The organism is Rhodococcus sp. 05-2254-2 (genome assembly GCF_002259095.1).
In the GTDB taxonomy this organism is placed as follows: domain Bacteria; phylum Actinomycetota; class Actinomycetes; order Mycobacteriales; family Mycobacteriaceae; genus Rhodococcoides.
The window spans coordinates 314,148-339,014 of sequence record NZ_NOZJ01000008.1 but is presented as its reverse complement, the minus strand read 5'-3'; the positions used below and the strand labels follow the sequence as shown (position 1 = coordinate 339,014).

The 24,867-nt window shown below is 63.6% G+C and carries 24 protein-coding genes and 3 tRNA genes; 16 read left to right on the top strand and 11 right to left on the bottom strand.

Annotated elements, in window-relative coordinates; genetic code table 11:
- Positions 1-142 precede the first annotated feature (142 nt).
- The 4 genes from CH283_RS11705 to CH283_RS11690 all read left to right on the top strand — a co-directional run bounded on the left by CH283_RS11705 (position 143) and on the right by CH283_RS11690 (position 5,366).
- Complete coding sequence (locus CH283_RS11705; RefSeq protein ID WP_094638913.1) at positions 143-1,930, top strand: N-acyl-D-amino-acid deacylase family protein; 1,788 nt, start codon at positions 143-145, stop codon at positions 1,928-1,930.
- Positions 1,927-2,532 (top strand): TetR/AcrR family transcriptional regulator, encoded by a 606-nt coding sequence (locus CH283_RS11700; protein ID WP_068054851.1) that lies wholly within the window; start codon positions 1,927-1,929, stop codon positions 2,530-2,532. Before CH283_RS11705 ends, CH283_RS11700 begins: the two co-directional genes overlap by 4 nt.
- On the top strand, positions 2,529-3,362 hold the full coding sequence (locus tag CH283_RS11695; RefSeq protein ID WP_094638912.1) for an alpha/beta fold hydrolase: 834 nt from the start codon (positions 2,529-2,531) through the stop codon (positions 3,360-3,362). The genes CH283_RS11700 and CH283_RS11695 overlap by 4 nt, the downstream gene beginning before the upstream one ends.
- A 111-nt stretch (positions 3,363-3,473) precedes the next feature.
- Positions 3,474-5,366 (top strand): glycosyltransferase, encoded by a 1,893-nt coding sequence (locus tag CH283_RS11690; protein ID WP_094638911.1) that lies wholly within the window; start codon positions 3,474-3,476, stop codon positions 5,364-5,366.
- Here CH283_RS11690 and CH283_RS11685 read toward each other — a convergent pair whose 3' ends face one another.
- Genes CH283_RS11685 through CH283_RS11665 form a run of 5 tightly spaced genes read right to left on the bottom strand, consistent with a single transcriptional unit; the run spans position 5,367 to position 9,521 of the window.
- Complete coding sequence (locus CH283_RS11685) at positions 5,367-6,230, bottom strand: TylF/MycF/NovP-related O-methyltransferase (protein ID WP_094638983.1); 864 nt, start codon at positions 6,228-6,230, stop codon at positions 5,367-5,369.
- Positions 6,231-6,281: 51 nt separating this feature from the next.
- A complete protein-coding gene (gene glfT1, locus CH283_RS11680; protein WP_094638982.1) occupies positions 6,282-7,184 on the bottom strand; it encodes a galactofuranosyltransferase GlfT1 in 903 nt (300 codons plus the stop codon).
- Positions 7,177-7,983: a galactan export ABC transporter ATP-binding subunit Wzt/RfbE gene (gene wzt, locus CH283_RS11675; RefSeq protein ID WP_094638910.1), complete on the bottom strand. Its 807-nt coding sequence runs from the start codon at positions 7,981-7,983 to the stop codon at positions 7,177-7,179. Before wzt ends, glfT1 begins: the two co-directional genes overlap by 8 nt.
- Positions 7,984-7,994: 11 nt before the next feature.
- The gene (gene wzm, locus CH283_RS11670) at positions 7,995-8,876 is read right to left on the bottom strand and encodes a galactan export ABC transporter permease subunit Wzm/RfbD (RefSeq protein WP_094638981.1); all 882 of its coding nucleotides are present in this window, start codon (positions 8,874-8,876) and stop codon (positions 7,995-7,997) included.
- 48 nt (positions 8,877-8,924) lie between these two features.
- Positions 8,925-9,521, bottom strand: a complete 597-nt coding sequence (locus CH283_RS11665) for a bacterial proteasome activator family protein (protein ID WP_094638909.1) — start codon at positions 9,519-9,521, stop codon at positions 8,925-8,927.
- A 175-nt stretch (positions 9,522-9,696) separates the two neighbouring features.
- Here CH283_RS11665 and CH283_RS11660 point away from each other — a divergent pair, with 175 nt between their 5' ends.
- Positions 9,697-10,902, top strand: coding sequence for a cysteine desulfurase-like protein (locus tag CH283_RS11660; protein ID WP_094638908.1), 1,206 nt, complete (start codon positions 9,697-9,699; stop codon positions 10,900-10,902).
- Positions 10,903-11,009: 107 nt separating this feature from the next.
- Here CH283_RS11660 and CH283_RS11655 read toward each other — a convergent pair whose 3' ends face one another.
- Both CH283_RS11655 and mgrA read right to left on the bottom strand, forming a co-directional pair.
- Positions 11,010-11,999, bottom strand: coding sequence for an NAD(P)H-quinone oxidoreductase (locus CH283_RS11655; RefSeq protein ID WP_094638907.1), 990 nt, complete (start codon positions 11,997-11,999; stop codon positions 11,010-11,012).
- A 114-nt stretch (positions 12,000-12,113) separates the two neighbouring features.
- Complete coding sequence (gene mgrA / locus CH283_RS11650) at positions 12,114-13,148, bottom strand: L-glyceraldehyde 3-phosphate reductase (RefSeq protein WP_094638906.1); 1,035 nt, start codon at positions 13,146-13,148, stop codon at positions 12,114-12,116.
- Between the two features lie 77 nt (positions 13,149-13,225).
- Between mgrA and CH283_RS11645 the strand changes: the two genes are divergently transcribed.
- The 3 genes from CH283_RS11645 to CH283_RS11635 all read left to right on the top strand — a co-directional run bounded on the left by CH283_RS11645 (position 13,226) and on the right by CH283_RS11635 (position 14,994).
- Positions 13,226-13,738 carry a MarR family winged helix-turn-helix transcriptional regulator gene (locus CH283_RS11645; protein ID WP_373455125.1) on the top strand — a complete coding sequence of 171 codons (513 nt, stop codon included), beginning with the start codon at positions 13,226-13,228 and terminating at the stop codon, positions 13,736-13,738.
- 45 nt (positions 13,739-13,783) lie between these two features.
- Positions 13,784-13,873, top strand: a tRNA-Ser gene (locus tag CH283_RS11640).
- Between the two features lie 308 nt (positions 13,874-14,181).
- Complete coding sequence (locus tag CH283_RS11635) at positions 14,182-14,994, top strand: formate/nitrite transporter family protein (protein ID WP_094638904.1); 813 nt, start codon at positions 14,182-14,184, stop codon at positions 14,992-14,994.
- A 17-nt stretch (positions 14,995-15,011) separates the two neighbouring features.
- On the opposite strand, the gene CH283_RS11630 is transcribed toward CH283_RS11635, so the two are convergent.
- On the bottom strand, positions 15,012-15,935 hold the full coding sequence (locus CH283_RS11630) for a pseudouridine synthase (protein WP_176460219.1): 924 nt from the start codon (positions 15,933-15,935) through the stop codon (positions 15,012-15,014).
- 78 nt (positions 15,936-16,013) lie between these two features.
- Complete coding sequence (locus CH283_RS11625; protein WP_094638902.1) at positions 16,014-16,337, bottom strand: excalibur calcium-binding domain-containing protein; 324 nt, start codon at positions 16,335-16,337, stop codon at positions 16,014-16,016.
- A gap of 141 nt (positions 16,338-16,478) precedes the next feature.
- Between CH283_RS11625 and CH283_RS11620 the strand changes: the two genes are divergently transcribed.
- Both CH283_RS11620 and CH283_RS11615 read left to right on the top strand, forming a co-directional pair.
- The gene (locus CH283_RS11620; protein WP_032395510.1) at positions 16,479-16,682 is read left to right on the top strand and encodes a DUF3072 domain-containing protein; all 204 of its coding nucleotides are present in this window, start codon (positions 16,479-16,481) and stop codon (positions 16,680-16,682) included.
- A gap of 288 nt (positions 16,683-16,970) precedes the next feature.
- The gene (locus CH283_RS11615) at positions 16,971-18,017 is read left to right on the top strand and encodes an alpha/beta hydrolase (RefSeq protein ID WP_094638980.1); all 1,047 of its coding nucleotides are present in this window, start codon (positions 16,971-16,973) and stop codon (positions 18,015-18,017) included.
- Here the strand turns inward: CH283_RS11615 and hisC are convergent.
- Positions 18,006-19,058: a histidinol-phosphate transaminase gene (gene hisC, locus CH283_RS11610; RefSeq protein ID WP_094638979.1), complete on the bottom strand. Its 1,053-nt coding sequence runs from the start codon at positions 19,056-19,058 to the stop codon at positions 18,006-18,008. The two genes, CH283_RS11615 and hisC, sit on opposite strands and share 12 nt — an antisense overlap.
- A gap of 93 nt (positions 19,059-19,151) precedes the next feature.
- Between hisC and CH283_RS11605 the strand changes: the two genes are divergently transcribed.
- The 4 genes from CH283_RS11605 (at position 19,152) to CH283_RS11590 (ending at position 21,082) form a co-directional block, all read left to right on the top strand.
- Positions 19,152-19,916, top strand: coding sequence for a dienelactone hydrolase family protein (locus CH283_RS11605; RefSeq protein ID WP_068054886.1), 765 nt, complete (start codon positions 19,152-19,154; stop codon positions 19,914-19,916).
- A 123-nt stretch (positions 19,917-20,039) separates the two neighbouring features.
- Positions 20,040-20,129: transfer RNA gene (locus CH283_RS11600), tRNA-Ser, on the top strand.
- A 50-nt stretch (positions 20,130-20,179) separates the two neighbouring features.
- Positions 20,180-20,252: transfer RNA gene (locus tag CH283_RS11595), tRNA-Arg, on the top strand.
- Positions 20,253-20,389: 137 nt separating this feature from the next.
- A complete protein-coding gene (locus CH283_RS11590) occupies positions 20,390-21,082 on the top strand; it encodes a hypothetical protein (RefSeq protein ID WP_094638901.1) in 693 nt (230 codons plus the stop codon).
- A 263-nt stretch (positions 21,083-21,345) separates the two neighbouring features.
- Here the strand turns inward: CH283_RS11590 and CH283_RS11580 are convergent, their stop codons facing one another.
- Positions 21,346-21,996, bottom strand: coding sequence for a LysE family translocator (locus tag CH283_RS11580; RefSeq protein ID WP_176460218.1), 651 nt, complete (start codon positions 21,994-21,996; stop codon positions 21,346-21,348).
- A gap of 200 nt (positions 21,997-22,196) precedes the next feature.
- Here CH283_RS11580 and CH283_RS11575 point away from each other — a divergent pair, with 200 nt between their 5' ends.
- Both CH283_RS11575 and CH283_RS11570 read left to right on the top strand, forming a co-directional pair.
- Positions 22,197-22,991, top strand: a complete 795-nt coding sequence (locus CH283_RS11575; RefSeq protein ID WP_094638898.1) for an endonuclease/exonuclease/phosphatase family protein — start codon at positions 22,197-22,199, stop codon at positions 22,989-22,991.
- 179 nt (positions 22,992-23,170) lie between these two features.
- The gene (locus CH283_RS11570; protein WP_255183185.1) at positions 23,171-24,844 is read left to right on the top strand and encodes a BCCT family transporter; all 1,674 of its coding nucleotides are present in this window, start codon (positions 23,171-23,173) and stop codon (positions 24,842-24,844) included.
- Positions 24,845-24,867 lie beyond the last annotated feature (23 nt).

Here is a 24,867-nt window from a genome sequence, read left to right as displayed (position 1 = left end):
CGACTGTATCTCTCGAGGTGTCCAGGAACCGAAACGTCGACGCGTGAAACACGCAGGTGATCGCGAGACGGCCGACTCGGCACGGCTATTGCGAGTGACCGCTCTCTAAGTTAGATTGACCTCAATCTATGACGGAGGTCACATGGACTCGAACATCTCTTTCGACGTCGTCATCACCGGCGGCACCGTGTACGACGGATCCGGCGGTCCAGGAGTGCGAGCCGATGTGGGCATCGTCGACGGTGTCGTACGGGCCGTGTCCTCCACCCCGCTCGAGGCGAGCGCGACGACCGAGGTGGTCGACGCCACCGGCAAGTGGGTCACCCCGGGCTTCGTGGACGTGCACACCCATTACGACGCGGAAGTGCTCGTCGGGCCCGGTCTCGAGGAGTCCGTTCGGCACGGGGTCACGACGGTTCTGCTGGGAAATTGCTCGTTGTCGACGCTCTACTCCACTCCGGTCGACATCGCTGATCTGTTCAGTCGGGTGGAGGCGTTGCCGCGCGATCATGTGCTCAAGGCCGTCGATACGCACAAGACGTGGACCAGCCCCGGCGAGTACATCGCAGCGCTCGAGCGTCTGCCTCTGGGCCCCAACATCGCAGCCTTGGTCGGTCATTCTGATCTGCGTGCGCACGTGATGGGCTTGGACCGATCTACCGACCGCAGTCAGAAGCCCACCCGCGAGGAATGGCGCGCCATGTCGGACGCGCTCGAGAAGGCACTCGATGCCGGGCTGCTCGGAATGTCGACGATGACGAACCCGTGGGACAAGCTGGACGGAGATCGGTACCGATCTCGTTCGCTGCCGTCCTCGTACGCACGGTGGAGCGAATTCCGTGCTCTGCACAAGATCCTGCGTAAGCGCGGCCGTCTGTTGCAGAGCATTCCGAACTTGAACACCAAGTACGACATGCTGTTCTTCCTCGCCTCGGCCACCGGGATCGGCCGCACTCCGCTCAAGATCTCGTTGCTGGCGGCGGCCGACGCGAAGGCCTCGCCGTGGATTCATCGGATCTTCGGCCCGCTCGCCCGCATCGTCAACGGACCGGGCAAAGGACAGTTCCGCTGGCAGCACCTGCCCACCACATTCGACGTGTATTCCGATGGCATCGACCTCGTGGTGTTCGAGGAGTTCGGCTCGGGCCGCGCCGCGCTACATCTGCGAGAAGAGTTGGGCCGCAACGAGTTGCTGTCGGACGAGGCCTACCGCCGGTGGTTCCGCGCCGATTTCGAGAAGAAGTTCAGCTCGCGCGTCTGGCATCGAGACTTCGCGGACGCCGAGATCACCGAATGTCCCGACGCGTCGGTCGTCGGCAAGAACGTCGCGGAGGTCGCGGAAGAACGCTGTGTGCACGTGGTGGACGCGTTCCTCGATCTGGTGGTCGAGCACGGCCGAAAGCTGCGCTGGCACACGACGGTGGCCAATCATCGCAAGCGGCAGATGGACAAGCTGATCAACCAGCCCGGGGTGACCGTCGGCTTCTCCGACGCCGGTGCTCATCTGCGCAACATGGCGTTCTACAACTTCGGCATCCGGTTGCTGCACCGTGTGCACGACGCGCGAAACGACCGCCGACCCTTCATGACCGTGGAGAAGGCCGTGCACAAGCTCAGCGGCGAGCTGGCCGACTTCTACGGTCTCGACGCCGGACACGTGCGGGTGGGTGATCGCGCCGACATCGTGGTGATCGATCCGGCGGGTCTGGACGAGGAGGTCCTGGCCTACCGGGAGGAGACCATGCCGGAGTTCGGAGGCCTGAGTCGAATGGTCAACCGCAACGACCGGGCCGTGGCCGCCACCCTGGTCGCAGGCCGAGTGGTGTTCTCCGCTGGCGCCTTTGCGCCCTGGTTCGGTGTGTCGGAGCGCGCAGGTAGCTTCCTGCGGGCCGGCACACCTACGGCTCCGCGTCGCCGGGAGCGTGTGTGAGCCCGAGTCAACTGCAGCGTCGGACCGAGACGATCGGAAAGTTGCTCGACGCGACCATCGAGTCGTTGTGCGAGAAGGGCTATGCCGCAACCAGTGTCAGTGAGATCGTCAGCCGTGCAGGGGTGTCTTCCGGTGCCATGTTTCGGCATTTCGACACCAGGCTCGACCTGATCGTTGCTGCAGCAGACGAGGTTCGCCGACGCCAGTTCGTGGAGTTTCGCCGTGGCCTGTCCGGTTTCGGGAGCGCGTCGATCGAGCACTGCCTCGAATTGCTCAGGGCTGCGTGCCGCGCTCCGATCAACGGTGCCTGGTACGAGCTGTTGACCGCGGCCCGTAGTGACGAGGAACTGCGAGAGAGGCTGCAGCCGTTCACCGTTCGGTATCACGAGCAGATCGCCGAACTGGCTCGCACGCTACCGGTCGCCGGCGTGATCGATCCACGCCATCTGGAGACGGTGGTCTTCAGCGTGGTGCATCTGCTCGACGGGGAGGCGTTGGCCGCGGTGGTGCATCCGCAACCCGAGCAGGAGGCCATGCGGCTGAGGATGATCGCCCACTTGCTACGCGGCGGCACTCTGTACGCACTGAGCGACGCGGGATGACCCACTGGACGGTGCGCACTCCGGGTGCCGAGCTTCCCGTCTTCGAATACGGGGACCCGGCGGCGAAGTCCACAGTGCTGCTGGTGCACGGCTACCCCGACAACCGTCACGTGTTCGATCCGCTGATCGCCGAGCTCTGCGACCAGGTTCGGGTGATCGCCTACGACACACGAGGAAGCGGAGCGTCCACGCTCGAGCACGAGGCGGACGTGTCCATCGAGCAGCTGGCGCGCGACGCCTTCGCGGTGGTCGAGTCGATTCCGGACCTCACCGGGAAGGTGCACGTCTTCGCCCACGACTGGGGGTCGGTCCAGATGTGGGAGGCGATGGCCTCGCCTCGCGCATCGACCGTGTTCGCGTCGTACATGTCGGTGTCCGGGCCGAGCCTGGATCACCTGCGGCAGGTGGCGCGGGCGCGGTTGGTGCGACCGCATCGATGGCCTTCGCTGGTCGGGCAGTTGGCCCGGTCCTGGTACGTCTTCGGGTTTCATGTACCCGTTCTGGGCTCACGGGTACCGGACTTGTTGGCACGGCTGAATGTCGAGGGTGAGCCGACCCCGACGGTGGCCGACCAGCAGCGCGGCATCGCCCTCTACCGGGCGAACGTGTTGCGGCGTGTGCTCCGCGGGCCTGCTCCACGGTGCTCGGTCCCGACCACCGTGGTCGTACCGTCACACGACCGCATGCTGTCGACCAACCTCACCGACGGTCTCGATCGATGGATCCCCGATCTGCGCGTCGATCGAGTCGATGCCGGCCACTGGTGGCCGTACACGCACCCAGCCGACGCCGCCCGCGTGCTGATGGCGAGGGTGCAGGAAGCGGAGTAGACGGCGAGCGTCGAACAGATCGGTCGGGGCCTGTGCAACCATGGTCAGTGGTCTTCTTCTCTCCACGACCGCACAGAGCCACTACTCGAACTGGATGGGGTACTTCTCGGTATGGACGGCACTGCTCTCGATCGTCTCGGCTCGCCATCGGATGTGTCGGCTGTTGCCGGCGGTGACGGCGAGCCCGAACTGACAGTTCAGAGATTGCTGTTCGACGGCCCGTCGCCCCTGGTCAGTGCCGATATGTACAGCTCTGTCGGTAAGGGAAATGCCGAGCGCACCCGCACGGGCGTTCGTATCGCCAAGCGCAGCGTGCTGCACACCAACAGCTACTTCGGACGGTTCCCGGCCAGCTACTGGCAGCGGTGGACCACCGTCACCGAGGTGGTGTTCCGTGCGACCGTCGCCGGTGCAGGTCGGATCGATCTGGTGGGCACGGACTACAAGGGTCACGAGCGCACGATGGCCAGTACAACGGTCGATTCCGCGAACTCGTCGACTCAGTTGGCCGTTCCCGTCGCCACCACGCAGTTCCTCGACGGCGGTGCGCTGTACGTCCGCTTCACCACCACGTCGAGCGAGTTGTCGGTGCAGGACGCGGAATGGACCGTCGCCGCGCCGGAGAAGCTGCGTCCCACCTCGGTGGTGATCTGCACGTTCAACCGCGCCGACGACTGCGCCAACACCGTCGCTGCCATGGCCGACGATCCCATCGCCCTGCTCGGGGTCGACAACGTCTATGTCGTCGATCAGGGCACCGATCAGGTGCAGACGCGCGAGAAGTTCCAGCGCGTGGCGGCCGAGCTCGGCGACAAGCTCGTCTACATCACCCAGCCCAACCTCGGCGGTGCCGGCGGGTTCACCCGCGGGCTCTACGAGGTGCAGGGTAAGGGCGGCAATCCGGCCAACGTGATCTTCATGGACGACGACGTGCTGTGCGAGCCCGAGGCGATCGTGCGCATGAACTCGTTCGCCAACATGACCGTCGAGCCGGCGATCATCGGCGCGCAGATGCTCTACCTCTTGCACCCCGATCGCGTGCATGTCGGTGCCGAGGTGGCGAATCTGCAGAAGCTCGAAGCCGGAGTGCACGTCAAGAACGCAATTTCGGACAAGAGTGCGTTCAAGCGCAAGCGTCAGCAGGACGTTCGCGTCGATGCCGGCTACAACGGCTGGTGGTCGTGCCTCATCCCGTCCGAGATCGTCGGTCAGGTCGGCTACCCGCTGCCGCTGTTCTTCCAGTGGGACGACATCGAGTACGGATACCGCTCTCGTGCAAACGGTTTCGCTACCGTGACGCTGCCCGGTGCAGCTGTATGGCATGCCGACTTCGCGTGGAAGGACTGGGACGAGTGGCACCGCTACTTCAACCTGCGCAACGGCATGATCACCGCGGCCCTGCACATCGAGCTCGACGGTAGGACGCTCGCCAAGCAGCTGTTCACCGATCTGCTGCGGTACTTGGTGTCGATGCAGTACGGCATGGCGTACACGCTGATCAAGGCCGTCGAGGACTTCCTGGCCGGTCCGGAGAATCTGCTCGACGGCGGCATGGACGCTGCCGGTTCCATCCGGCGCGAACGTGCTGCGTACGGAGAAACGAAGCGGCACAACGCGAACGACGTTCCCGGGGTGCGTCCGGCGGATATGTTCATCACCCCCGCGGGACCGCACCCGAAGAAGAGCATGGAATTCGCCGTGTTGGCCAAGCGGATGCTCAATCAGTGGCGCGGCACGGTGAACCCCGGTCCGGTCGCCATCTCCGCCGACGACGCCCACTGGTGGCACGTCTCGCTGTTCTCCCACGCGATCGTCACCGATCGCTCGCAGGAGGGCGTCCGAGTTCGCCAGCGCAACAAGCAACATGCGGTCGAGCTGCTCAAGCGGGGTGTGACCGCACTCAAGCGTCTGCGCACCGAAACCCCGACGGTCGCTGCGTCGTACCGCGCAGCGGTGCCGAAGCTGACGAGCCGAGAGAACTGGGCTCGCCTCTACGGCCAGTAGCTATTTCGCGCGAACTGTCGGGGCCGTGCGAATGCGTACGACGACCTGTTCGTTGTCGGCGGTGTAGCCGAGGTAGTCGAACTCGGTACCGGTGCGTGCGACGAATTCCGTCCACGCCCGGTACTCGTGGTTGCGCCAGCCGGGGAAGTTGAAGTACTCGTCGAACACGATCACCGTGCCCACCGCGAGTCGATCGGCCACCAGATCCAGGACGGTGACCGTCGACGAGTACAGGTCGGCGTCCAGGTGCAGGAACGCCAACTTCTCGTGATGGCCCTTCAGGAAGCCCGGCAGCGAGTCCTCGAACAACCCGGGGACGATCTGTGCGCCCGGCACTTCGGGGATGGTGTCCTGCTCGAAGAGCCCCTTCGGGAACCCGGTGCGCCAGGTTTCGGGGAGGCCGGAGAACACGTCGAATCCGGCGACGACGGTAATGTCCTTGCGTGAGCTCAATTCCTCGGCGATGATCTCGAGCGTCGTTCCGCTGGCGACGCCGAACTCGAGTGCCATGCCGCGGATGGAGACCTCGCCGAGGGCGAACCGCAGCGTCGCGTGCGGCCGCAGGAACGTAGGGGCCTGCGGCATCATCTCTTCGGCGAATTCCGCGCTCTGGGCGGCTGCTTCGACGTCGGAGGCGTACGGAATGTCGCGACGCATCCGCATCTCCAGGCCGCGGATGAACGAGTGCAGATCGTCGATCTCACGCCGCTGGCGTTCGAGGACGTCGAGCAATTTCGCCTGCTGATCGCTGGTCTGCTCGGCCAGCTGGGCGGTCTGCTGAGCCAGAACCTCGCCGATCGCTCGTTGAAGCTTCTCCCGTGCCGACGACTTGATGCGATCAGCGAGCTTCCGAGGTTCCGTCATGGGCACACGGTAGCGGTACCACGCGGGTGTGCGCACCCCATGGCGGCAGCATCAGGGCCTGCGAAAGTGTTCCCGACGCCCCAGCCCGCGCAACCGGAACCATTCGGCCAGACCCTTCGGGTTACGGGTGGTGATCAGGAAGAACCAGGTGAACCGAATCCACTCCTGCGGCAACAGCTTTCGCATGCCGGGCTGCGACATGAGGTAGCCGCGATTGCGGTACGTGAAGTAGCGCTTGGTCGCGTCCTCCGGGTACTGCGTGTGCATCCGGCCACCGAGGATCGGCTTGAACTCCTCGGCCCCGTTGGGGTGGACGTAGGCGGCGGTGAGGCAGGTGCCGAACTTCAGGCCCGATCGCTGCAATCGGCGGTGTACTTCCACCTCGTCGCCGCGCACGAACAGCCGTAGATCGGGCACGCCCACCGCGTCGATCGTCGACGCCTTGAACAGGGCACCGTTGAACAGCGAGGCGATGCCTTCGAGAAGGTCGTCGTCCGGGTTCGCCGGGTCGATCAATTCGGACCGCAGCCGACGCCATTCGACGCCGCGGCGCAGCGGAAAGGCCAGCCGGTCCGGATCGTCGATGTCGCAGACGACGGGGGAGACCTCGTCGAGGCCGTGGGTGAGAGCGCAGTCGTAGAGGGTCTCGAGCACCTTCGGGCCCTCGGGGCGGCCGTCGTCGTCGGCGAGGAACACCCAATCCGCACCGAGCGAGAGCGCATACAAAATCCCGAGTGCGAACCCGCCCGCGCCACCCAGATTGTGCTGCGAACCGAGATACGTCGTCGGCAGGTCGATCGATTCCACCAGTTCGCGTACGGCGGGCTCGTCGGCATTGTCGACGACGACCAGATGATCGAGCGGACGAGTCTGCGCACCGATGACATCGAGGGAGAGAGCCAACAACTCACGCCGCTTGTGCGTGACGATGACCCCGATGATCTTGTCAGCCACCGGCACTGTCTTCCCGCTCGATCTCCTTCAGGATCTGCGCGACGTGATCTCCCGCGTCGTCACCGTCGTACGCCCGCACCACGTCCTCGATGCCGCCCTGTTGCCGAATCTGGCCGTGATCGATCCACATCGCGGTATCGCACAGCTGAGCCAGGAATTCGTTGGAGTGGCTGGCGAACACCAGGATTCCCGAGCGCTTCACCAACTCCTGCAGGCGGTGACGCGCCTTCTTCATGAATTCCGCGTCCACGGCTCCGATGCCCTCGTCGAGCAGCAGGATCTCCGGGTCGATGCTGGTGACCACGCCCATCGCGACGCGCACGCGCATGCCCGTGGAGTAGGTCCGCAGCGGCATGTCCAGGTAATCGCCGAGTTCGGTGAAGTCGGCGATCTCGTCCATCTTCGCGAGCATCTGCTTGCGCGTCTGGCCGAGGAACAGGCCGCGAATGATGATGTTCTCGTAGCCGGAGATCTCGGGGTCCATACCGACGCCCAGATCGAACACCGGCGCGACGCGGCCGCGGATGGTGGCGCTGCCTCGCGTCGGCTCGTAGATGCCCGAGAGCAGCCTCAGCAGCGTCGACTTGCCTGCACCGTTGTGACCCACCAGTCCGACGCGATCGCCGTCCTTCAGGTTCATCGTGATGTTCTTCAGAGCTTCGACGACGACGACGTCGGAGGAGTTGCGGTCGATGGCACCACCGGCCTTGCCGAGGAACGCCTTCTTCAACGACCGCGTCTTGGCGTCGAAAATAGGGAAATCGACGCACGCGTCGTGAGTGCTGATGCTGATGGACAACTCGAATACCCCTAAACCCAGTAGGGCACGCGGGCCCGGTACTTCTTGAGTGCGACGATGGCCAGTGCCCATCCGACGACGGTGAAGCCGAGCACGATGTACCAGTGGTACGCCTGCTGATCCTCGCCGATCAGGGGGGCCCGGATGATGTCGAGGTAATGGAAGAGCGGGTTGATCTCGACGAGCTTGGCGCGGTTCGCGGCCTCACCGCCCATCGATTCGAGTCCTGAGGTGGTCCACACGATCGGTGTCATGAAGAACATCAGCGTCACGAAGCTGCCGAGGATCGGGGCGATATCGCGGTAGCGGGTGGCGACGATGCCGAACAGAATGGACACCCACACGGCGTTGAGCAGAATCAGCACCAGGGCGGGGATCGCGAAGATCACGGTCCAGTGCAGCCCGCCCTCGGGCCAGAAGATCGCAATGATGATCACGTAGATCAGCATGTTGTGGCCGAGCAGCAGCAGCTGACGCCACACCAGGCGATAGACGTGCACGCTCAGCGCACTGGGCAGCTGTTTGATCAGGCCTTCGTTCGCGACGAAGACGTCTCCGCCTTCGAGAATCGCGGCACTGATGAGGTTCCAGATGATCAGCCCGACGGTGACGTGCGGCAGGAACGAGCGCAGATCGATGTCCAGGAGTACCGAATACAGCAGACCCATCGCGATGGCCTGCACGCCGGTGGCGATGGTGATCCAGAACGGACCGATCACCGACCGGCGATACCGCTGTTTGATGTCCTGCCACCCGAGATGCAGCCACAGCTCGCGCTGGTTGAAACCAGTTTTCAGGTCGCCGAAAGCGCGCCGATAAGTCTGTGAGTCCGAAACCGGAGCAGGCATCTGGTCTCCTGCCTCGCTCTCGGGATCCTTCGCTGGTGCCGACACGACGGTCGACACTACCTCTCTTCGGAGACTGAGCTCATTCCGAGCTTGCTACAGATACTGGCCGGTACCGCCGCCGCCGTGGCCCCCGCCACCCTGGCCGCCACCCGGAGCGCCCATCACACCGGGAGGCAACGCGCCCTGGCGCATCTGTTCGAGTTGAGCCCGCGCTGCCATCTGCTGAGCGAACAGGGCCGTCTGGATGCCGTGGAACAGACCTTCGAGCCAGCCGACGAGCTGAGCCTGCGCAATGCGCAGTTCCGCGTCGGTAGGGACCACGTCGTCGCCGAAGGGCAGGACCAGGCGCTCGAGCTCGTCGCGCAGTTCCGGGGCGAGGCCCTGCTCGAGTTCGTGGATGGACGACTTGTGGATTTCCTTCAGTCGCGTCCGGCTCGCGTCGTCGAGCGGTGCGGCGCGCACTTCCTCGAGCAGCTGCTTGATCATCGTGCCGATGCGCATCACCTTCGCGGGCTGCTCGACCATCTCCGACAGGCCCGATCCATCGTCCGATCCGTCGTTCGCGGAGGATCCGGCGGCGCGGGCCGCAGCGGCCGTCGCTTCCTCGCGGCTCAGGGCGAGCGGTTCCCCGTTGGGGCCGATCACAACGACATGGTCATCGGGCGCGCTGTTCGGCTCGGATTGAGTCATGTATCCATCTTTACGCCTCGCTCGCCGTTGCGCGATCGTCAGGGGCGATTATCCTGGTTCGGTCGTCGGGAACAGTGGAGGCCGGGAGGATCGAGCGTGCGAGGTGGGCAACCGTTCCCTGGGGAAACAGGACGTGGAACACATGCTTCACCGGTCGGCGCTTAGAGTGTCCGGCATGGGTTACGACGTCGCGCGAGTGAGAGGTTCCATCCCCTCGCTCGGTGACGGGTGGATTCATCTCGACCCTCAGCTGGGGATGCTGATCCCGGACCGCGTGTCGACCGCTGTGTCCACTGCATTCCGGCACAGTGCCTCCAATCATTCGGCCGGCAACACTTCGGCCAAGCGCAGTGCGGCTCTGCTGGAATCCGCCCGCGTCGCGATCGCCGATCTTGTCGGTGCCTATCCGTCCGGTGTCGTCATCGGTCCGGACCGCGCGACGCTGCTGTCCTGGCTCGCGGATTCGATGAGTTCGCGGCTGGGCCTGGGAACCGGTCTGGTGCTCTCGCGTCTGGACGAGGAAGCGAACGTCGCACCGTGGCTGCGGGTGGCCAGCCGGTCGGGCGCGCATGTGCGCTGGGCCGAGGTCGAGATCGATACGTGCGAGTTGCCCACCTGGCAGTTCGACGATCTGATCACCTCCACCACTCGGCTCGTCGCGGTCACTGCTGCGTCGCCGATCGTCGGTAGTGCGCCCGATGTTCGGGTCGCGGCGGACTTGGTGCACGAGGTCGGTGGCCTGATCGTGGTCGACGCGGCCGGAGCTGCCCCGTACGCCCACGTCGACATCAAGGAACTCGGGGCCGACATCGTCGCGATCGACACGGCCGCGTGGGGTGGGCCGTCGGTCGGTGCGTTGATCTTCCGCGACCCGACGCTCCTGGAACAGCTGCCGTCGATGTCGTTGAACCCGTCGGCCAAGGGACCCGAGCGGCTCGAGGTCAGCAGTCACCAGTACGCGTTGTTGGCTGGCGTGGTCTCGTCCATCGACTACCTGGCCAATCTCGACGACGCAGCGACCGGGACGCGTCGTGAGCGCCTCGAGCTGTCGATCGGATCGCTGCAGCACTACCACGACGGTCTGTTCGATTACCTGATGAAGGCGCTCGGTTCGCTGGACCACGTGATGGTGCTGGGCAATGCACCGACACGCATCCCCACTCTGAGCTTCACCGTCGAGGGCATGCCAGCGGTGAAGGTGTCCGAGCAACTCGCGCAGGCAAGAATCGGCAGTGTCAGCGGAGTCCACGGCGGCAGTCGGTTGCTCGACGCGTTGGGCGTCAACGACGAGGGTGGTGCCGTCACCATCGGTCTGGCTCCGTACACCACCCGCTACGAGATAGATCAACTCGTTAAAGCGCTCACCGCCCTCGCCCTCTGAGAGCGGCTGCGCCGCACGTGCACGAGGAGCCTCCGGGTCGTTCCGCAGGCTCCACTCCGGCCTCGCGGCCCACTACGAGGTTCCGCTCACGACCGCCGACCTGCGCGCTACTGAATTCGCAGGATCACTTTCCCGATGGTCTCGGCCTCGTCGAGCATTCGATGTCCTTGCGCCGCTTCGGTTATCGGGATCTCGGCGTGCACGACGGCGGTGACGCGTCCCTCGGAGATCATCGGCCACAGATGCGCGGTCATGTCTGCGACGATGTTCGCTTTGCTCGACGGCCCGGTTTCGGGGCGGCCACGCAATCCGGCTGCATGCACCGAGCCGCGCTTGGCGAGGAGTTTGCCGAAGTTCAGCTCGCCCTTCACTCCGCCCTGCATACCGATGGTGACGACGGTGCCGTCCATGGCCAATGCGTCGAGGTTGCGGTCGAGGTACTTCGCGCCCATGTTGTCCAGGATCAGGTCTGCTCCGTGATCCTCTGTCTGTGAACGGATCTCGGTGACGAAGTCCTGGTTCTTGTAGTCGATCAGGATGTCGGCTCCGAGGTCTGCGCACATGTCCAGCTTGTACTTGGATCCGGCGGTGACGGCGACGGTGACGCCCATCTGCTTGGCCAGTTGGATTGCGTGCGTACCGATTCCGCTGCCGCCGCCGTGAACGAGCAGTACCTGCCCCGAACGCATGTGCGCGTCCATCACCAGGTTGGACCACACGGTCGAGGCGACTTCCGGAAGTGCCGCTGCGACATGCAGATCGAGGCCCTGCGGAATGGGGAAGAGTTGGGTGGCGGGTACGGCGACCTGCTCGGCGTAGCCGCCGCCGGCCAGCAGTGCACAGACCCTGTCTCCGACGTTCCAGCCGCTGACGCCCTCACCGAGTTCGGAGATGATGCCCGAGCACTCGAGTCCGAGGATGTCGCTGGCACCCGGAGGCGGTGGGTAATTGCCCTGACGCTGCATCAGGTCGGCGCGGTTGACGGCGGTGGCCGAGACATCGATGATCACCTGTCCGCGGCCGGGGCGGGGGTCGGGGACCTCGGTCCATTCCATGACGTCGGGATCGCCGAATTCTTTCAGTGTGATGGCACGCATGTCTCCATAGTGCGCCTCCGGCGCAGTGGTGCGGTTAGGTGCCCTCTGGAGCGCCCGGGAGTGGAGCCTGCGGAACGACCCGCAGGCAGAGCCGCACCACTGCCGCAGGCACTTCTATAGGTCCCAGAGATTGATTCCGAAGTCCTCGGCATGCGTGTCGATCTCGGCGAGTTCGGCGGCGTTGAAGTCCAGGTTCTTCAACGCCGCCACGTTGTTCTCGAGCTGTTCGACGCTCGATGCGCCGATCAGTACCGAGGTCACGCGTGGGTCGCGCAGTGCCCAGCTCAGGGCGAGCTGCGCGAGGGATTGGCCACGGGTGGCGGCAATGTCGTTCAACGCCCGGAGATGCTCGATGTGGTCATCGGTGAGCCAGTCCGGATTCAGTGATTTACCCTGCGCTGCTCGCGAATTCGAGGGAACACCGTCGAGGTACTTGTCGGTGAGCATGCCCTGGGCCAGAGGCGAGAAGGCGATGACGCCCGCGCCCACCGCGGCGAGGGTATCGAGCAGTTCGGGTTCGATCCACCGATTGACCATCGAGTAGCTGGGCTGATGGATCAGCAAGGGAACGCCCGCTTCGGCGAGCAGGTCTGCCATCTTCTGCGTGCCCTCGGGCTTGTACGAGCTGATGCCCGCGTACAGAGCCTTGCCCTGCTGCACAGCGCTGATCAGTGCGCCTGCTGTCTCTTCGATCGGGGTGTCGTGGTCGGGGCGATGGCTGTAGAAGATGTCGACGTGGTCGAGTCGCATTCGGGTCAACGATTGTTCGAGCGAGGACAACAGATATTTGCGAGAGCCACCGAAGCCGTAGGGGCCGGGCCACATGTCCCAGCCGGCCTTGCTCGAGATGATCAGCTCATCGCGATATCCGGCGAAATCCTCGGAGAAGATGCGGCCGAAGTTCTTCTCCGCGCTGCCGTAGGGCGGGCCGTAATTGTTGGCCAGATCGAAGTGCGTGATACCGAGATCGAATGCGCGACGCAGGATCGCGCGCTGGTTCATCAGCGGTACGTCGTCACCGAAGTTGTGCCACAGTCCCAATGACACCGCCGGAAGTCGGGGCCCCCGTGAGCCCACTCGGCGGAACAGCATGGACTCGTAACGATCGTCGGCGGCAACGTACGGCGGGTCGATGTAGGGATCGGTCATACCTCGACCATAGGGCGCTGTGCCGAACAGGGCCCCGAACCGCCTCAACCTACTCGTGGGTAGATTTCCCGCCTAAGATGACACGCGTGACGGCCGAATTAGCCATTGGTCCCGGGGGGGACCCGCAGTGGCTCGACACTGCGGAAATGAAAGCATGGCGCGCCTATATGGACGGCGGGCAACGATTGATGGGGGTATTGAACAAGGATCTGCAGGATCGCCACGACCTGTCGATGGCCGAGTACCGCATCCTGGTGATGTTGTCGGAATCGGTCGACGGCTCCATCAGAATGAGCGAGCTGGCCGACGGTGTCCTGTCCTCGAGAAGTCGCCTGACGCATCAGATCAGGCGAATGGAACTCCAGGACATGGTGACTCGCAGTACCTGCGTCAACGACGGCAGAGGCGTGCTGGCGGTGATCACCGAAGAAGGGCGTCGGCGATTGTCGGAGGCGGCACCCACGCACGTCCGCGGCGTCCGCCAGCACCTCGTCGACATCCTCTCGCCCCACGAACTCGAGGTGCTGGGCGACATCTTCGAGAAGGTCGACGCCGCGATGGACGCGTCCGGCTCGACACCGCGACGATGAGGGGCGATTGGGCCACGGGCCGCTCGGCCGTTTAAGATCGCACACGGAAGCGTGGCAGAGCGGCCCAATGCACTCGCCTTGAAAGCGAGAGACGTGTAAAAGCGTCCGGGGGTTCAAATCCCTCCGCTTCCGCCACATGTTCGTCGTCCGAACCCGGTCCACCCGCAAGGTTGGGCCGGGTTCTTTCGTGACGGAGCAAGCCGAGCGGCATCGTTGGCCTCGGAGTTGCGGACCTTTGTCGTCACTGAGTATGTCGTCGGACCGTCCGTCGAGCTGACTGCCGGGACCATTCATCGCGATGAGACGCACTGCGACAGTTCGAGTCTCGGACAGCGTGATGCGGTTGGCCTGACCAGGCTGGGTGCTGCTGCAATGGCCGAGCGTCACCGCGACGATTGTCGACGAGCAGGTATCGATACCGGCTCAGTGGGTACTACCTGCGAATGAGTGAAGAAGCGCGGCGCAACGACGGCGACAACGAGGGACCTCTGGAAGAGGAACTCGAGGAAAGTTTCGACGCTGTCGTCTCCGAAGGTGCCGAGCGATTGCATCGGACCGTGCGCACAGTGTTGATCACCGGATTCTTCGGCGGGCTCGAAGTTGCTCTGGGTGTGATGGCATATCTCGCAGTGCTGGACGAGACCGGAAGTCATCTGCTGGCGGGCCTGGCGTTCGGCATCGGCCTGGTAGCCATTTATCTCGCGCATGGTGAGCTGTTCACCGAGGACTTCCTGATGCCGATCGCAGCGGTGGTTGCCCGCGACGGAACACCTCTGCAGCTGGCAAGGCTGTGGGTCGGAACGTTGCTTGCGAATCTGCTGGGCGGTTGGTTCGTGATGTGGTTGATTGCACACGCGTTCCCGCAGTGGCTCGAGGTGCTGTCCGAGGCGGCACATCATTTCGTCGACGCACCGCTGAATCTCCAATCGATCTGCCTCGCCGTTCTCGGCGGCAGCACGATGACGTTGCTGACTCGCATGCAGCAAGGAACAACCTCTGATGTCGCTCGGATCATTGCCGCCATGGCGGCAGGGTTCCTCCTGGCCGGACTGCAGTTGTTCCACTCGATTCTCGATTCCCTGCTGATCTTCGGGGCCATTCACGCGGGCGCGGACGTGAACTACCGCGACTGGATCGAATGGTTCGGCTACACAGTGCTCTTCAACATCATCGGAGGCGTCGTGTTGGTCACCGCGCTGCGCTTGGTGCGCACCAAGGAACTCGTGAAGTCCGAACGTCACCGGAATCCCGAGTAGTCGAGCAGAGCCGGAAGTTACGACATGCCATCCGATACCCACCGCTCCAGGCCCAATCCGGTCTCGAAGCGTCGCACAGTTTTCGAGATCGGATCCGTGAATTCGAGTGCACTGGCGAGCAATTGAAGTGGGTCGGTGAAGTCGTCGACGACTCGGCCGGTGGCTGTCGGGTACAGATCGTCGCCGAGGATGGGTACGCCGAGTGAATTCATGTGCAATCGCAGTTGATGGGTGCGGCCGGTCAACGGTGTCAATATATAGCGACCGAGTCCGTCTCGGTGCTCCAGTAGCTCGACGGTGGTGTGCGCGTTGGGTTCTCCGTCGACCTGGTGGGCTGTGAATTGTCCCTTCTCCGAGACGATTCGGCTGCGAACGACGGTCGGCAGCGTGAGCGAAGGGTCGTAGCGCGCGATTGCCTCGTACTCCTTGTGGACCTTGCGATCCTGGAAGAGAGTTTGATACGCACCACGCAGTTTCGGATCGACGACGAACAGGACCAGGCCCGCGGTCACACGATCGAGCCGGTGAGCGGGCACCAGTTGCGGCAGTTCGAGTTCGAGGCGCAGTCGCACGAGCGCGGTCTGCAGAATATGTCCGCCGCGGGGGATGGTCGACAGAAAGTGAGGCTTGTCGATCACGAGCAACGCGTCGTCCCGGTGCACGATCGAGATATCGAACGGCACAACGGTTTCCGACGGTAGGTCGCGGTGGAACCAGACCGCCTCGCCGGGAACGTATGGAGCGTCGAAGGAGATGGGACCGGCCATGTCGACGATGTCACCGGCGGCGAGCATGGCGTCGATCCGGTGCGGAGGAATGCGTGACTCCGTAGCGGTGAGGAAGTCACGAACAGTGAGCCAGGGGCCGTCCTCGGGCATTCGTATTCGGGCGGGATCGAGACCGTACCGCTTCGCCAGGGGCGGTTGCTGGCGTCGTCTCACCGGATGAGCGTATCCGCCCGCCGAGATCGCACTTGTGCAGACGAATCAGTGTCATATGCCTGCACAAGTGCGAAGTCGCTACTCGCAGCCGATGCCGTCGTTGTCGCGGTCGAGATGAGGTCCGTAGCCGTACTCGTCCCGATAGACCGGGTCGGCTCCGGCGTCGCGCGCCGCGTCGCAGTTCTCGTACTGGAATGTGCCGCCCTGACGGGGTGCGGGCGCAGGAGCTGCCAGTGGGGCCGGGGGTGGGGGCAGGAGAACCGGGCAGAACTGGGCCGAACCACTGCTGCAGAGGAAATCGGTGATCGGGTCGGCCGAGGCGACGGCCGGGGCGGTGACCAGGGCGGCCGCAGCGATCGCGCCGCTGATACCGATCTTGACCAGCAGGTTCTTCGTTTTCATGGAACTCCAATCGAGGGGATGTGATGTGGAGCATCCTCGGCTGATTATTGAACTGTCAATCAAGTCATTCGAGTGACCTACGCCCGAGCGCACACGGGCAAACGTGTTTGGAACCCATCGATTCGGCGTATCTACGAACGTATGAGCGAAAACGAGCAGGTCAACCAGAACCCCGAGAAGGATCCCGACGATTGGGTCACCGGCGACGAGCCGATGACAGGCCCGCAGAAGAGCTACCTGAGCACTCTTGCGCAGGAAGCGGGCGAGGAAGTTCCCGAGGGTCTCAACAAGGCGCAGGCGTCGGAAATGATCGACAAGCTGCAGGGCGAAACCGGCCGCGGCTGAGACTCCCAGAGGTCCACTCGATGTGACAGCGACCCCCGAAAAGTCCACCGAATGTCACATCGAGTGCCCTCGCGGTAGCGGTGTCCGCGAGGACATCCGACCAGGTAGACCGTTATGTCTCGAGTACATGTAACAAAGGATCACGTGGACTTTTGTACCCGTGTATCCGCGGCTATTGTGAGCGAACCCACAGCTTTAGCGTGCGCGCATATCGGTGGGTACGTTGAGTGACGGATGTTGTTTGTGTTGCGCCCCGTAAGGGTGCGCCGGGGGAGGATGGGCAATCTGATGCACCGTCGAGTGTTGGCAGTAGCGGGAACTGCTCTGGCAGTGTCGCTGCTGGGGTCGGGTCTCGCCGGGGCGCAGCCGCTCCCTGATACCGGCAGTTCCGATGGCGCCGGTGCGGCTCCTGGCATCGCAGCTCAGTCCCAGCCGTTGCCCTCGGCGCGCATCGATCGGGTGGACATGTTGACCGACCGCCGCGCTGCCGTGTGGGTGGAGTCGCCGGCCATGGGCCGCGCCATCCAGGTCCAGGTTCTTCTTCCCGCCGCGCAGGCGGTGTCTCGTCCGACGCTGTACATGCTCGACGGTGTGAGCGCGGGCAAAGAATCCGACTACAAGGAAAGCACCTGGACGCAGAAGACCGACATCGTCGACTTCTTCGCCGACAAGCAGGTCAACGTCGTGCTCCCGGTCGGTGGATCGAGCAGCTACTACACGGACTGGAACGTGCCGGACCCGGTGCTGGGCGTCAACAAGTGGGAGACGTTCCTGACGTCGGAGTTGCCGCCGCTGATCGATGCGCGCTTCTCCGGTAACGGCACCAACGCGATCTCGGGTGTCTCGATGGGTGCCCAGGCCGCGATGGACCTGATGACACGTCACCCCAGCCTCTACACCGGCGTCGCCGGTCTGAGCGGTTGCTACGACAATTCGCAGACCAACTTCAAGGACGCGGTGCGCGCCACCGTCGCCACCAACGGCGGAAACGCAACCAACATGTGGGGCGAGAACACCGATCCCAAGTGGGTCGAGCACGATCCGTCGCGTAATGCCGAGGCGCTCCGCGGCAAGGACGTCTACCTGTCCGTCGGCACCGGCCTACCCGGTCCGTACGAGCTAGGCCCCGGTGGCAGCGGAGTCGAGAGCGCCCTGATGGGTGGACCGCTCGAGGCTGCCGCGCTCTACTGCACAACGGTGTTCGATACTCGGCTCCGGTCGCTGGACATCCCCGCGACAGTCGTCTACCGCCCGTACGGCATCCATCAGTGGCCGTACTGGCAGGACGACCTGCGTGAATCCTGGCCGACGCTCGAGCGCGCGCTAGGTCTGTAGAGCAAACTTCAGAAACGCGTCGTTCTCGTGCGGGTCACCGATGGTGACCCGCACTCCGTCGTTTCCGTAGGCGCGCAGCAGTACGCCCTGTTCGGCTGCAGAAGCGGCGAACTCACCCGAGCGTTCGGCCAGCGGCAGCCAGACGAAGTTGGACTGCGATGCGCCGACGTCGTAGCCGCCCGCAACGAGCGCGTCGCGCACACGATCCCGTTCCGCGATGAGGGCATCGGTGCGGGCCAGCAGCTCTGCCGACGCCTCGAGCGATGCCACCGCAGCCTGCTGGGCAACGGTGCTGACAGCGAAGGCGATCCGCACCTTCGACAGTGCCGTGATCACCTCGGGATCGGCCACCGCGTAGCCCACCCGCAAGCCGGCGAGTCCGTAGGCCTTCGAGAACGTCCGCAGCACGATCACATTGCGTCGTCCGCGTGCCAGCTCCACTCCGTCGGTGTGGTTGCCTGCGTCGGGGCGGGTGTACTCGAAGTAGGCCTCGTCGAGGACCACGAGAATGTTCGACGGCACCGCATCGAGAAACGCCTCGAGCTTGTCGCGCTGAACGACGGTTCCGGTCGGGTTGTTCGGGTTGCAGACGAAGATCAGCCGGGTGCGGTCGGTGATGGCGCCAAGCATCGCGTCGAGGTCGTGCACGTGGTCGGCGGTCAACGGAACCAGCACAGGTGTCGCGCCGGCGACGCTGGTGACGATGGGGTACGCCTCGAACGAGCGCCAGGCGAACAGCACTTCGTCGCCGGGACCGCAGGTGATCTGTACGACCTCCTGGCACAGCGACACCGAACCACTGCCGACGGCCACGTTCTCCGCGGCGACTCCGAGCTTCTTCGCCAGTGACTCCACGAGCGCGGTCGCTCGGTTGTCGGGGTAGCGGTTGACGCCACCGACGGCCTCCGCGATCGCGTCGCGCACGCTCGGCAACGGCCCCTGCGTCGTTTCGTTGCTCGCCAGTTTGATTGCACCCGGAAAGGTGCGTCCGGGAACGTAGGCGGGGATGGCGTCGAGGTCGGGGCGGATGCGCGCGGTCACGGCTGCCATTATGCGCCCAGGTTCGGGGTTGACTTCTGCGCGTCCGTGATATTGCTGTGCACGACCGGACCGATCGTCCTATCTTCGATAAGTATGTCGGGAATATTGAGCGACGTCGCAGTTCTTCGGTCCGCCTCCGCGCCCACGGTCGGTGCGGACGACGTGGTGGACACGACCGCGCACGAATCACCCCCTCGCGAGAAGGTGCCGTTGACGGCTGTCGAACCCGATGGTCCACCTCGCGGTGGAATCGTCGTGCTGCACGAGGCACGTGAGGTGCCCGAGTCTCTACTCGACCTGCTGCGCGCACTCGCGCTGGAAGGCTGGCTCGCCGTCGCGCCGAACCTGTTCCATCGAGGTCACGGCGACGACAAGGAAGTCTTCGGCGACGACCTCTTCGCGGACTTCGATGCCACCTCCGACTGGCTCGTCCAGCGCGGTGTCTATCCCGATTGTGTCGGGGTGATCGGGTTCGACGACGCAGGGACAGCAGCGTTGATCGTGGCCACAAGCCGTCCGGTCGGGGCGGCGGTCAGTGTCGCTGCCGCCGGCATCGTCGAACCGCTCAACTCCGACGCTGTCGCGTTGGTCGAGGCCGCACCCAAGCTGCAGGCCCCCTGGCTCGGTCTCTACGGCGAGGACGACCCCCACACCCCACCGGAGCATATCGAAGCCCTTCGCGACGCCGCTACGCGCGCTTCAGTGGCCACGAACGTCGTCAGCTATTCGGGGCTGAAGCATCGAGCCGATCATCCCCGCGAACAACCCGGCAGCTCCGACCACAGCGACCCAGCAGCGGCCGCGCTCGTGGACGCGCAGACGAGAATCTTCGACTGGTTCGACAGCTTCATGCGCTGAAGAGCAACAAGCATCCTTGACGCGAACGACGCGCGAACCACAGGCGTCGACCAGCCGTTTTGCCTTCTGGCCTCCGCTGTGGGTAATCTCTTTCCTCGGCGGTCCGAGAGGGCCGGCAGCCTAGGAGGCGTGCCAGAGCGGCCGAATGGGAGTCACTGCTAATGACTTGTCCTTTCACCGGGACCGGAGGTTCAAATCCTCTCGCCTCCGCCACGAACGGTAGATCGTTACTGTTCAGCTGGACCAGTTAGATAACTGAACATGCGCCCGTAGCTCAACGGATAGAGCACTTGACTACGGATCAAGAGGTTAGGGGTTCGAATCCCTTCGGGCGCACAGAAGAAGGAGCCCCGAACTGCAGCAATGCGGTTCGGGGCTTTTTCGCTGCCTCGAGTGGTGCGGTGGTCAGCTCTGATCTGGACAATCAAAACAAACCGGGCGTAAGGTTTGGTGACGTCGTCGAGGGAGTTCACGTGAGCGATCGACCGGGCAGAATCTCGAACGAACGGGCTCGGCTGGACGGCGTCGGTGCCGATTCTCGACCGCATGCCGTCACTGGGTGGTTGTCCGTCCCTCTGTTGCTCATCGCGGCTTTGTTCATCGGCGCGCTGCCGTTCTACGTTCGGCAGCCGCTCGGGTCCGGGGAGTCGGTATCGAGTCCGATGTGGTTCGGCGGATCTGGGTATCTCGCATCACCGGCAGCGGGTCTCTACTGGCTGATCGCACTGCCGGTGTGCATCGGGGCAGTTGCTCTCTTTTGCACGTGGCGTGAACGTAGATCAGGTGCCGAATTGCACGTTCGTCTGTGGCTCGCGGTCAGTGTTGGATTGTGTGTTGCCACGGTCGTTGCCGTGCGGAGCGGACTGCTGTTCTTCCTGAGCAACTTGACCATTCGTGGACTGCTACCGCTGTTGACGATGTCGGTAGCGGTGTTGATCTGGGGTGTTGCCCTGCGATCGCGCGTAGTGATCGGGGTGGGAGCCGTGGCCGTCGCGGCGAGCCTGGTGTCGAACCTCTACAACGTGGAGAACCTTGCACCGCAACAGTTCACGTTCGACTCTCACTTCAGTCTGTGGTCGAACATCATGCTGACGGCGTTCGTCTTCGTAGTCGGCGCGCTGGTTGCCGCGTTCACCGTCCGACGCAGCGATGGGTGTCAGTCCTGAGAGCGGTCACGTATGAACACAGCCCAGAACAGTGTGTAGAGCCCCCATGCGGTGACACTGGCCAGGACTACCCACCAGAACCCGATGTCGTACACGACAAGCGCGACAAACTGACAGATGAACAGGCATACGTAAAATACTCGCCACAAGCGCTGCTCGCGTCGAGCGGCCGGACAAAGTCCCCGCTCCACATAGTCGACCGGGCGCATGGGTTCCACCGCCCCACGTTCTCACAAGTCGTTCGCGTAGTCAGCCGGTCGGGCTCAACCCAGAACGCCGTCGACGACAAGGGCGCCGGCGAAGATCAGCAGCAGAACACCTACTCCGAGTTCGAGGTTGGCTAGTCCTCGCGGGCCGAGGTTGCGAAAAGCCCTGACGCCGACGAGGACCAGTATCGGCAGATAAAGAACCCCGACCAGGACGTCGGCGGCACCCAGGACTCCAAGTTGCATAGCGACAGGCCACGAGGACGATCGGTCGACGAACTGCGGCAACACGGCGACGAAGAACAGGATCACCTTCGGGTTGGTCAAGTTGGTGACGAAGGTACTTCGGAAGGCGCGTCGACGGGCATGGCTACCGGATACCGACTCGGGGCCGACGGTGAGGGAACTCCCGCCCGAACGCCTCGTGCTGGCGCTTGCCATCAGCGCCCGAAGGCCGAGGTAGGCGAGATACACGGCCCCAAGGATTGCAAGGACGGTGAGGATGCCGGGAAGCGCGACGATCAATGCCGACAGGCCAACCGCGCTGACGAGCATATGCACGGCCAAGCTGCACAATGCGCCGGCGGCTGCTGCCATCGCGACGATCCGTCCTTTCACGCTCGAACGCAGGATCATCACAGTGTCGGGCCCGGGGGAGATGTAGCTGGCCAACACCAACGACAAGAAGACGGCCCACTGCACACTCACGGGTGCTCGATCTCCTGTCGGTCCTTGGTCGGGTGATGGATAACGATAGAGTGCATCGGCGGCGTCGGTGAAGGGGAATTCGTGCATCGCGACGCTGTGTGCAAGGTCCTGGGTCGGGTGCTGCTCCGACGTTTCGTGGATCGTCACTGCTGCATCGAAATCGACTGTTCCAGGTCGAGCTCGTCTGCCATCATGACGCCGTGAAGATCGTGTCGATCAATGCGTGGGGTGGTGCCATGTACGACGAGCTCGTCGCCTGGCTGAAAACCGTTGAAGCCGAGATTATTTGTCTTCAGGAGGTCACTCGCACTCCGCATCGATCGGGCTGGGCGACGTTCGCGGACGGTGAGCGCACTCTGCCGCAACGGCTGAACTTGTTCGACGACGTGTCGGCGGTGCTTCCCGGATATACGCCGCATTTCGTCGCGAACGACGCAGGGCCTGTCACCGACGGTGACGGCACCGAGCTGAGGCAGGACTTCGGCATCGCCACCTGGGTGCGTAACGACTTTCCCGTCGTGGGAATCGATGCCAGGTTCGTTCACTCCCGGTTCGTCGATCACGCAGAGTGGAATGTGGAGGACCGACCGCGAGCTGCCCTGACGGTCACCGTTCGCGATCGCGTTGCCGAAAGCTTCATCTCTGTCATCCAATTGCACGGGCTGCGAGATCCAATAGGCAAGGGCGACAGTCCCGCTAGGTTCGAGCAGGCCCAGAAGCTAGCGGAGATCGTCGAGCATGTACGGGCGGTGAGTGACGAAATCGTCCTGTGCGGAGACCTGAATCTGCTGCCGTCGAGCGAGACGTTCAGGTTGCTGGCCAAGTATGGGATGACCGACATGGTGGGAGAAGCAGATACCCGAACGTCGAGGTACACGAAACAAGTGCGCAGTGCCAGCTATCTGCTTGTGTCCTCACCTGGCGCGGTACGTAGCTTCGAGGTAGTCGCGGCACCGGAGGTGTCCGATCACCGAGCACTTGCGCTCGACATCTGAGGGCCGGGTCCTGGTTCGAACTTGGCGCGTTGCCCGTCTCGGGCAGGTAACAACTCGGCTGCAGCGGTGGACAGGCCGGCTCGAGTAAAGAATTGTTAAAGGTCGGCGACGGCACGCCCCAACGACCGCGCAGGAACCGAATCCGACGAACCGTGCCGTCGAGGATGGTGACGGCAACCGTGGACACACTTGCTCGCAAACTGGGCCTCAGAACCGACAATCACATCTTCTTCGTGTCGGCCGGCCTCACGATCACACTGCTGGTTCTGTTCCTCGTCTTCCAGGACTGGGTGGGAAACGCGTTCGGTGTCGGGAGGGAGTGGATCGTCACCAATCTCGGCTGGTTCTTCATCATCGGCGTCACGGTGTGGCTGGTGTTCCTGATCTGGGTTGCCGTCAGTAAGTACGGTCATCTGCGGCTCGGTGAGGACGACGACCGACCCGAGTACTCGAACCTGTCGTGGTTCGCAATGCTCTTCGCCGGCGGAATCGGCACTGTGTTGATGTTCTGGGGTGTGGCAGAACCGATTTCGCACTTCTCCGCGCCGCCGTTCGACGACGTGGAGCCTTACAGTGTCGAAGCATCCCAGGATGCGATGAGTATCTCGCTCTATCACCTCAGCTTGCACACCTGGGCGATCTTCACGTTGCCAGGGTTGGCATTCGGCTTCTTCATCTACCGGTACAAGCTGCCGATGCGCGTGTCGTCGGTGTTCTATCCGATTCTGAAGGAACGCATTTCGGGTCCGATAGGCAAGACGATCGATGTATTCGCAGTATTGGGCACGATCTTCGGACTGGCAGTGTCGTTGGGGCTCGGTACTTCTCAGATCAACGCCGGACTGAGTGAGCTTGTCGGGCTTCCCGATGCCGTGTGGGCCAAGGTGCTGATCATCGGCGTACTCACTGTGGTTGCGACGATTTCGATTGCCGTCGGGTTGGACAAGGGCGTGCGTCGCCTCTCCAACCTGAACATCCTCGTCGCGGTCGGTTTGATGATCTTCGTCCTGATCGCGTCGGACACCGTCTTTCTGCTGCGCCAGGTGTTCGAGAGCTTCGGCAATTACGCACAGGACATCGTTCCGCTGTCCTTCTGGAACGACGCCATGGCCGAGTTCACCTCCGGCGGCGGGTGGGGATGGCAGGGTGGTTGGACCGTCTTCTACTGGGCGTGGACCGTCACCTGGGCCCCGTTCATGGGCGTCTTCCTCGCACGAATTTCGCGGGGCCGCACCATCCGCCAGTTCGTCGCCGGAGTTCTGGTTGCGCCGTCACTGTTCACGCTGGTGTGGTTCGTCGTATTCGGCTGGTCTGCAATGAGAATCGACGGAATCGGTGGCAACGGCGGTTCGATCTCGGAAGCAGTGTCCGAGAGCGTGCCGTTGGCGATGTTCACGTTCTTCGAGAACTTCCCGGCCGCGACCCTGGTTCAAGGGATCGCCGTGGTCGTCGTGGCGCTGTTCTTCGCAACCTCGTCCGACTCGGCATCGCTGGTGATCGACATGCTCTGCTCCGGTGACGGTGAAGCGGGCCCCGTGCGGCAGCGAGTGTTCTGGGGCGTCACCGAAGGCGCGGTGGCCGCAACGCTGATCGTGCTCGGCGGTGAGGCGGGATTGCAAGCCCTGCAGCAGGTCATCACCGTGATCGGGCTACCGATCTTCATTCTGGTGTCGTTGATGATCATTGCTCTGGTGATGGGACTGCGGGCGGAACGCGTGAAGGTTGTACCGCTCACGAGGGAACAGTTCATGGAACATAACGGCCAGACGTCGCGCACCGAGTCCGAGAAAGTGCGCTCGTCCAGCTTGGCAAGAGACTCGGAGGTCACACAGGGTAGTTCGGACATCGATTGACGAGAGAGCATGCCTACTGTGTT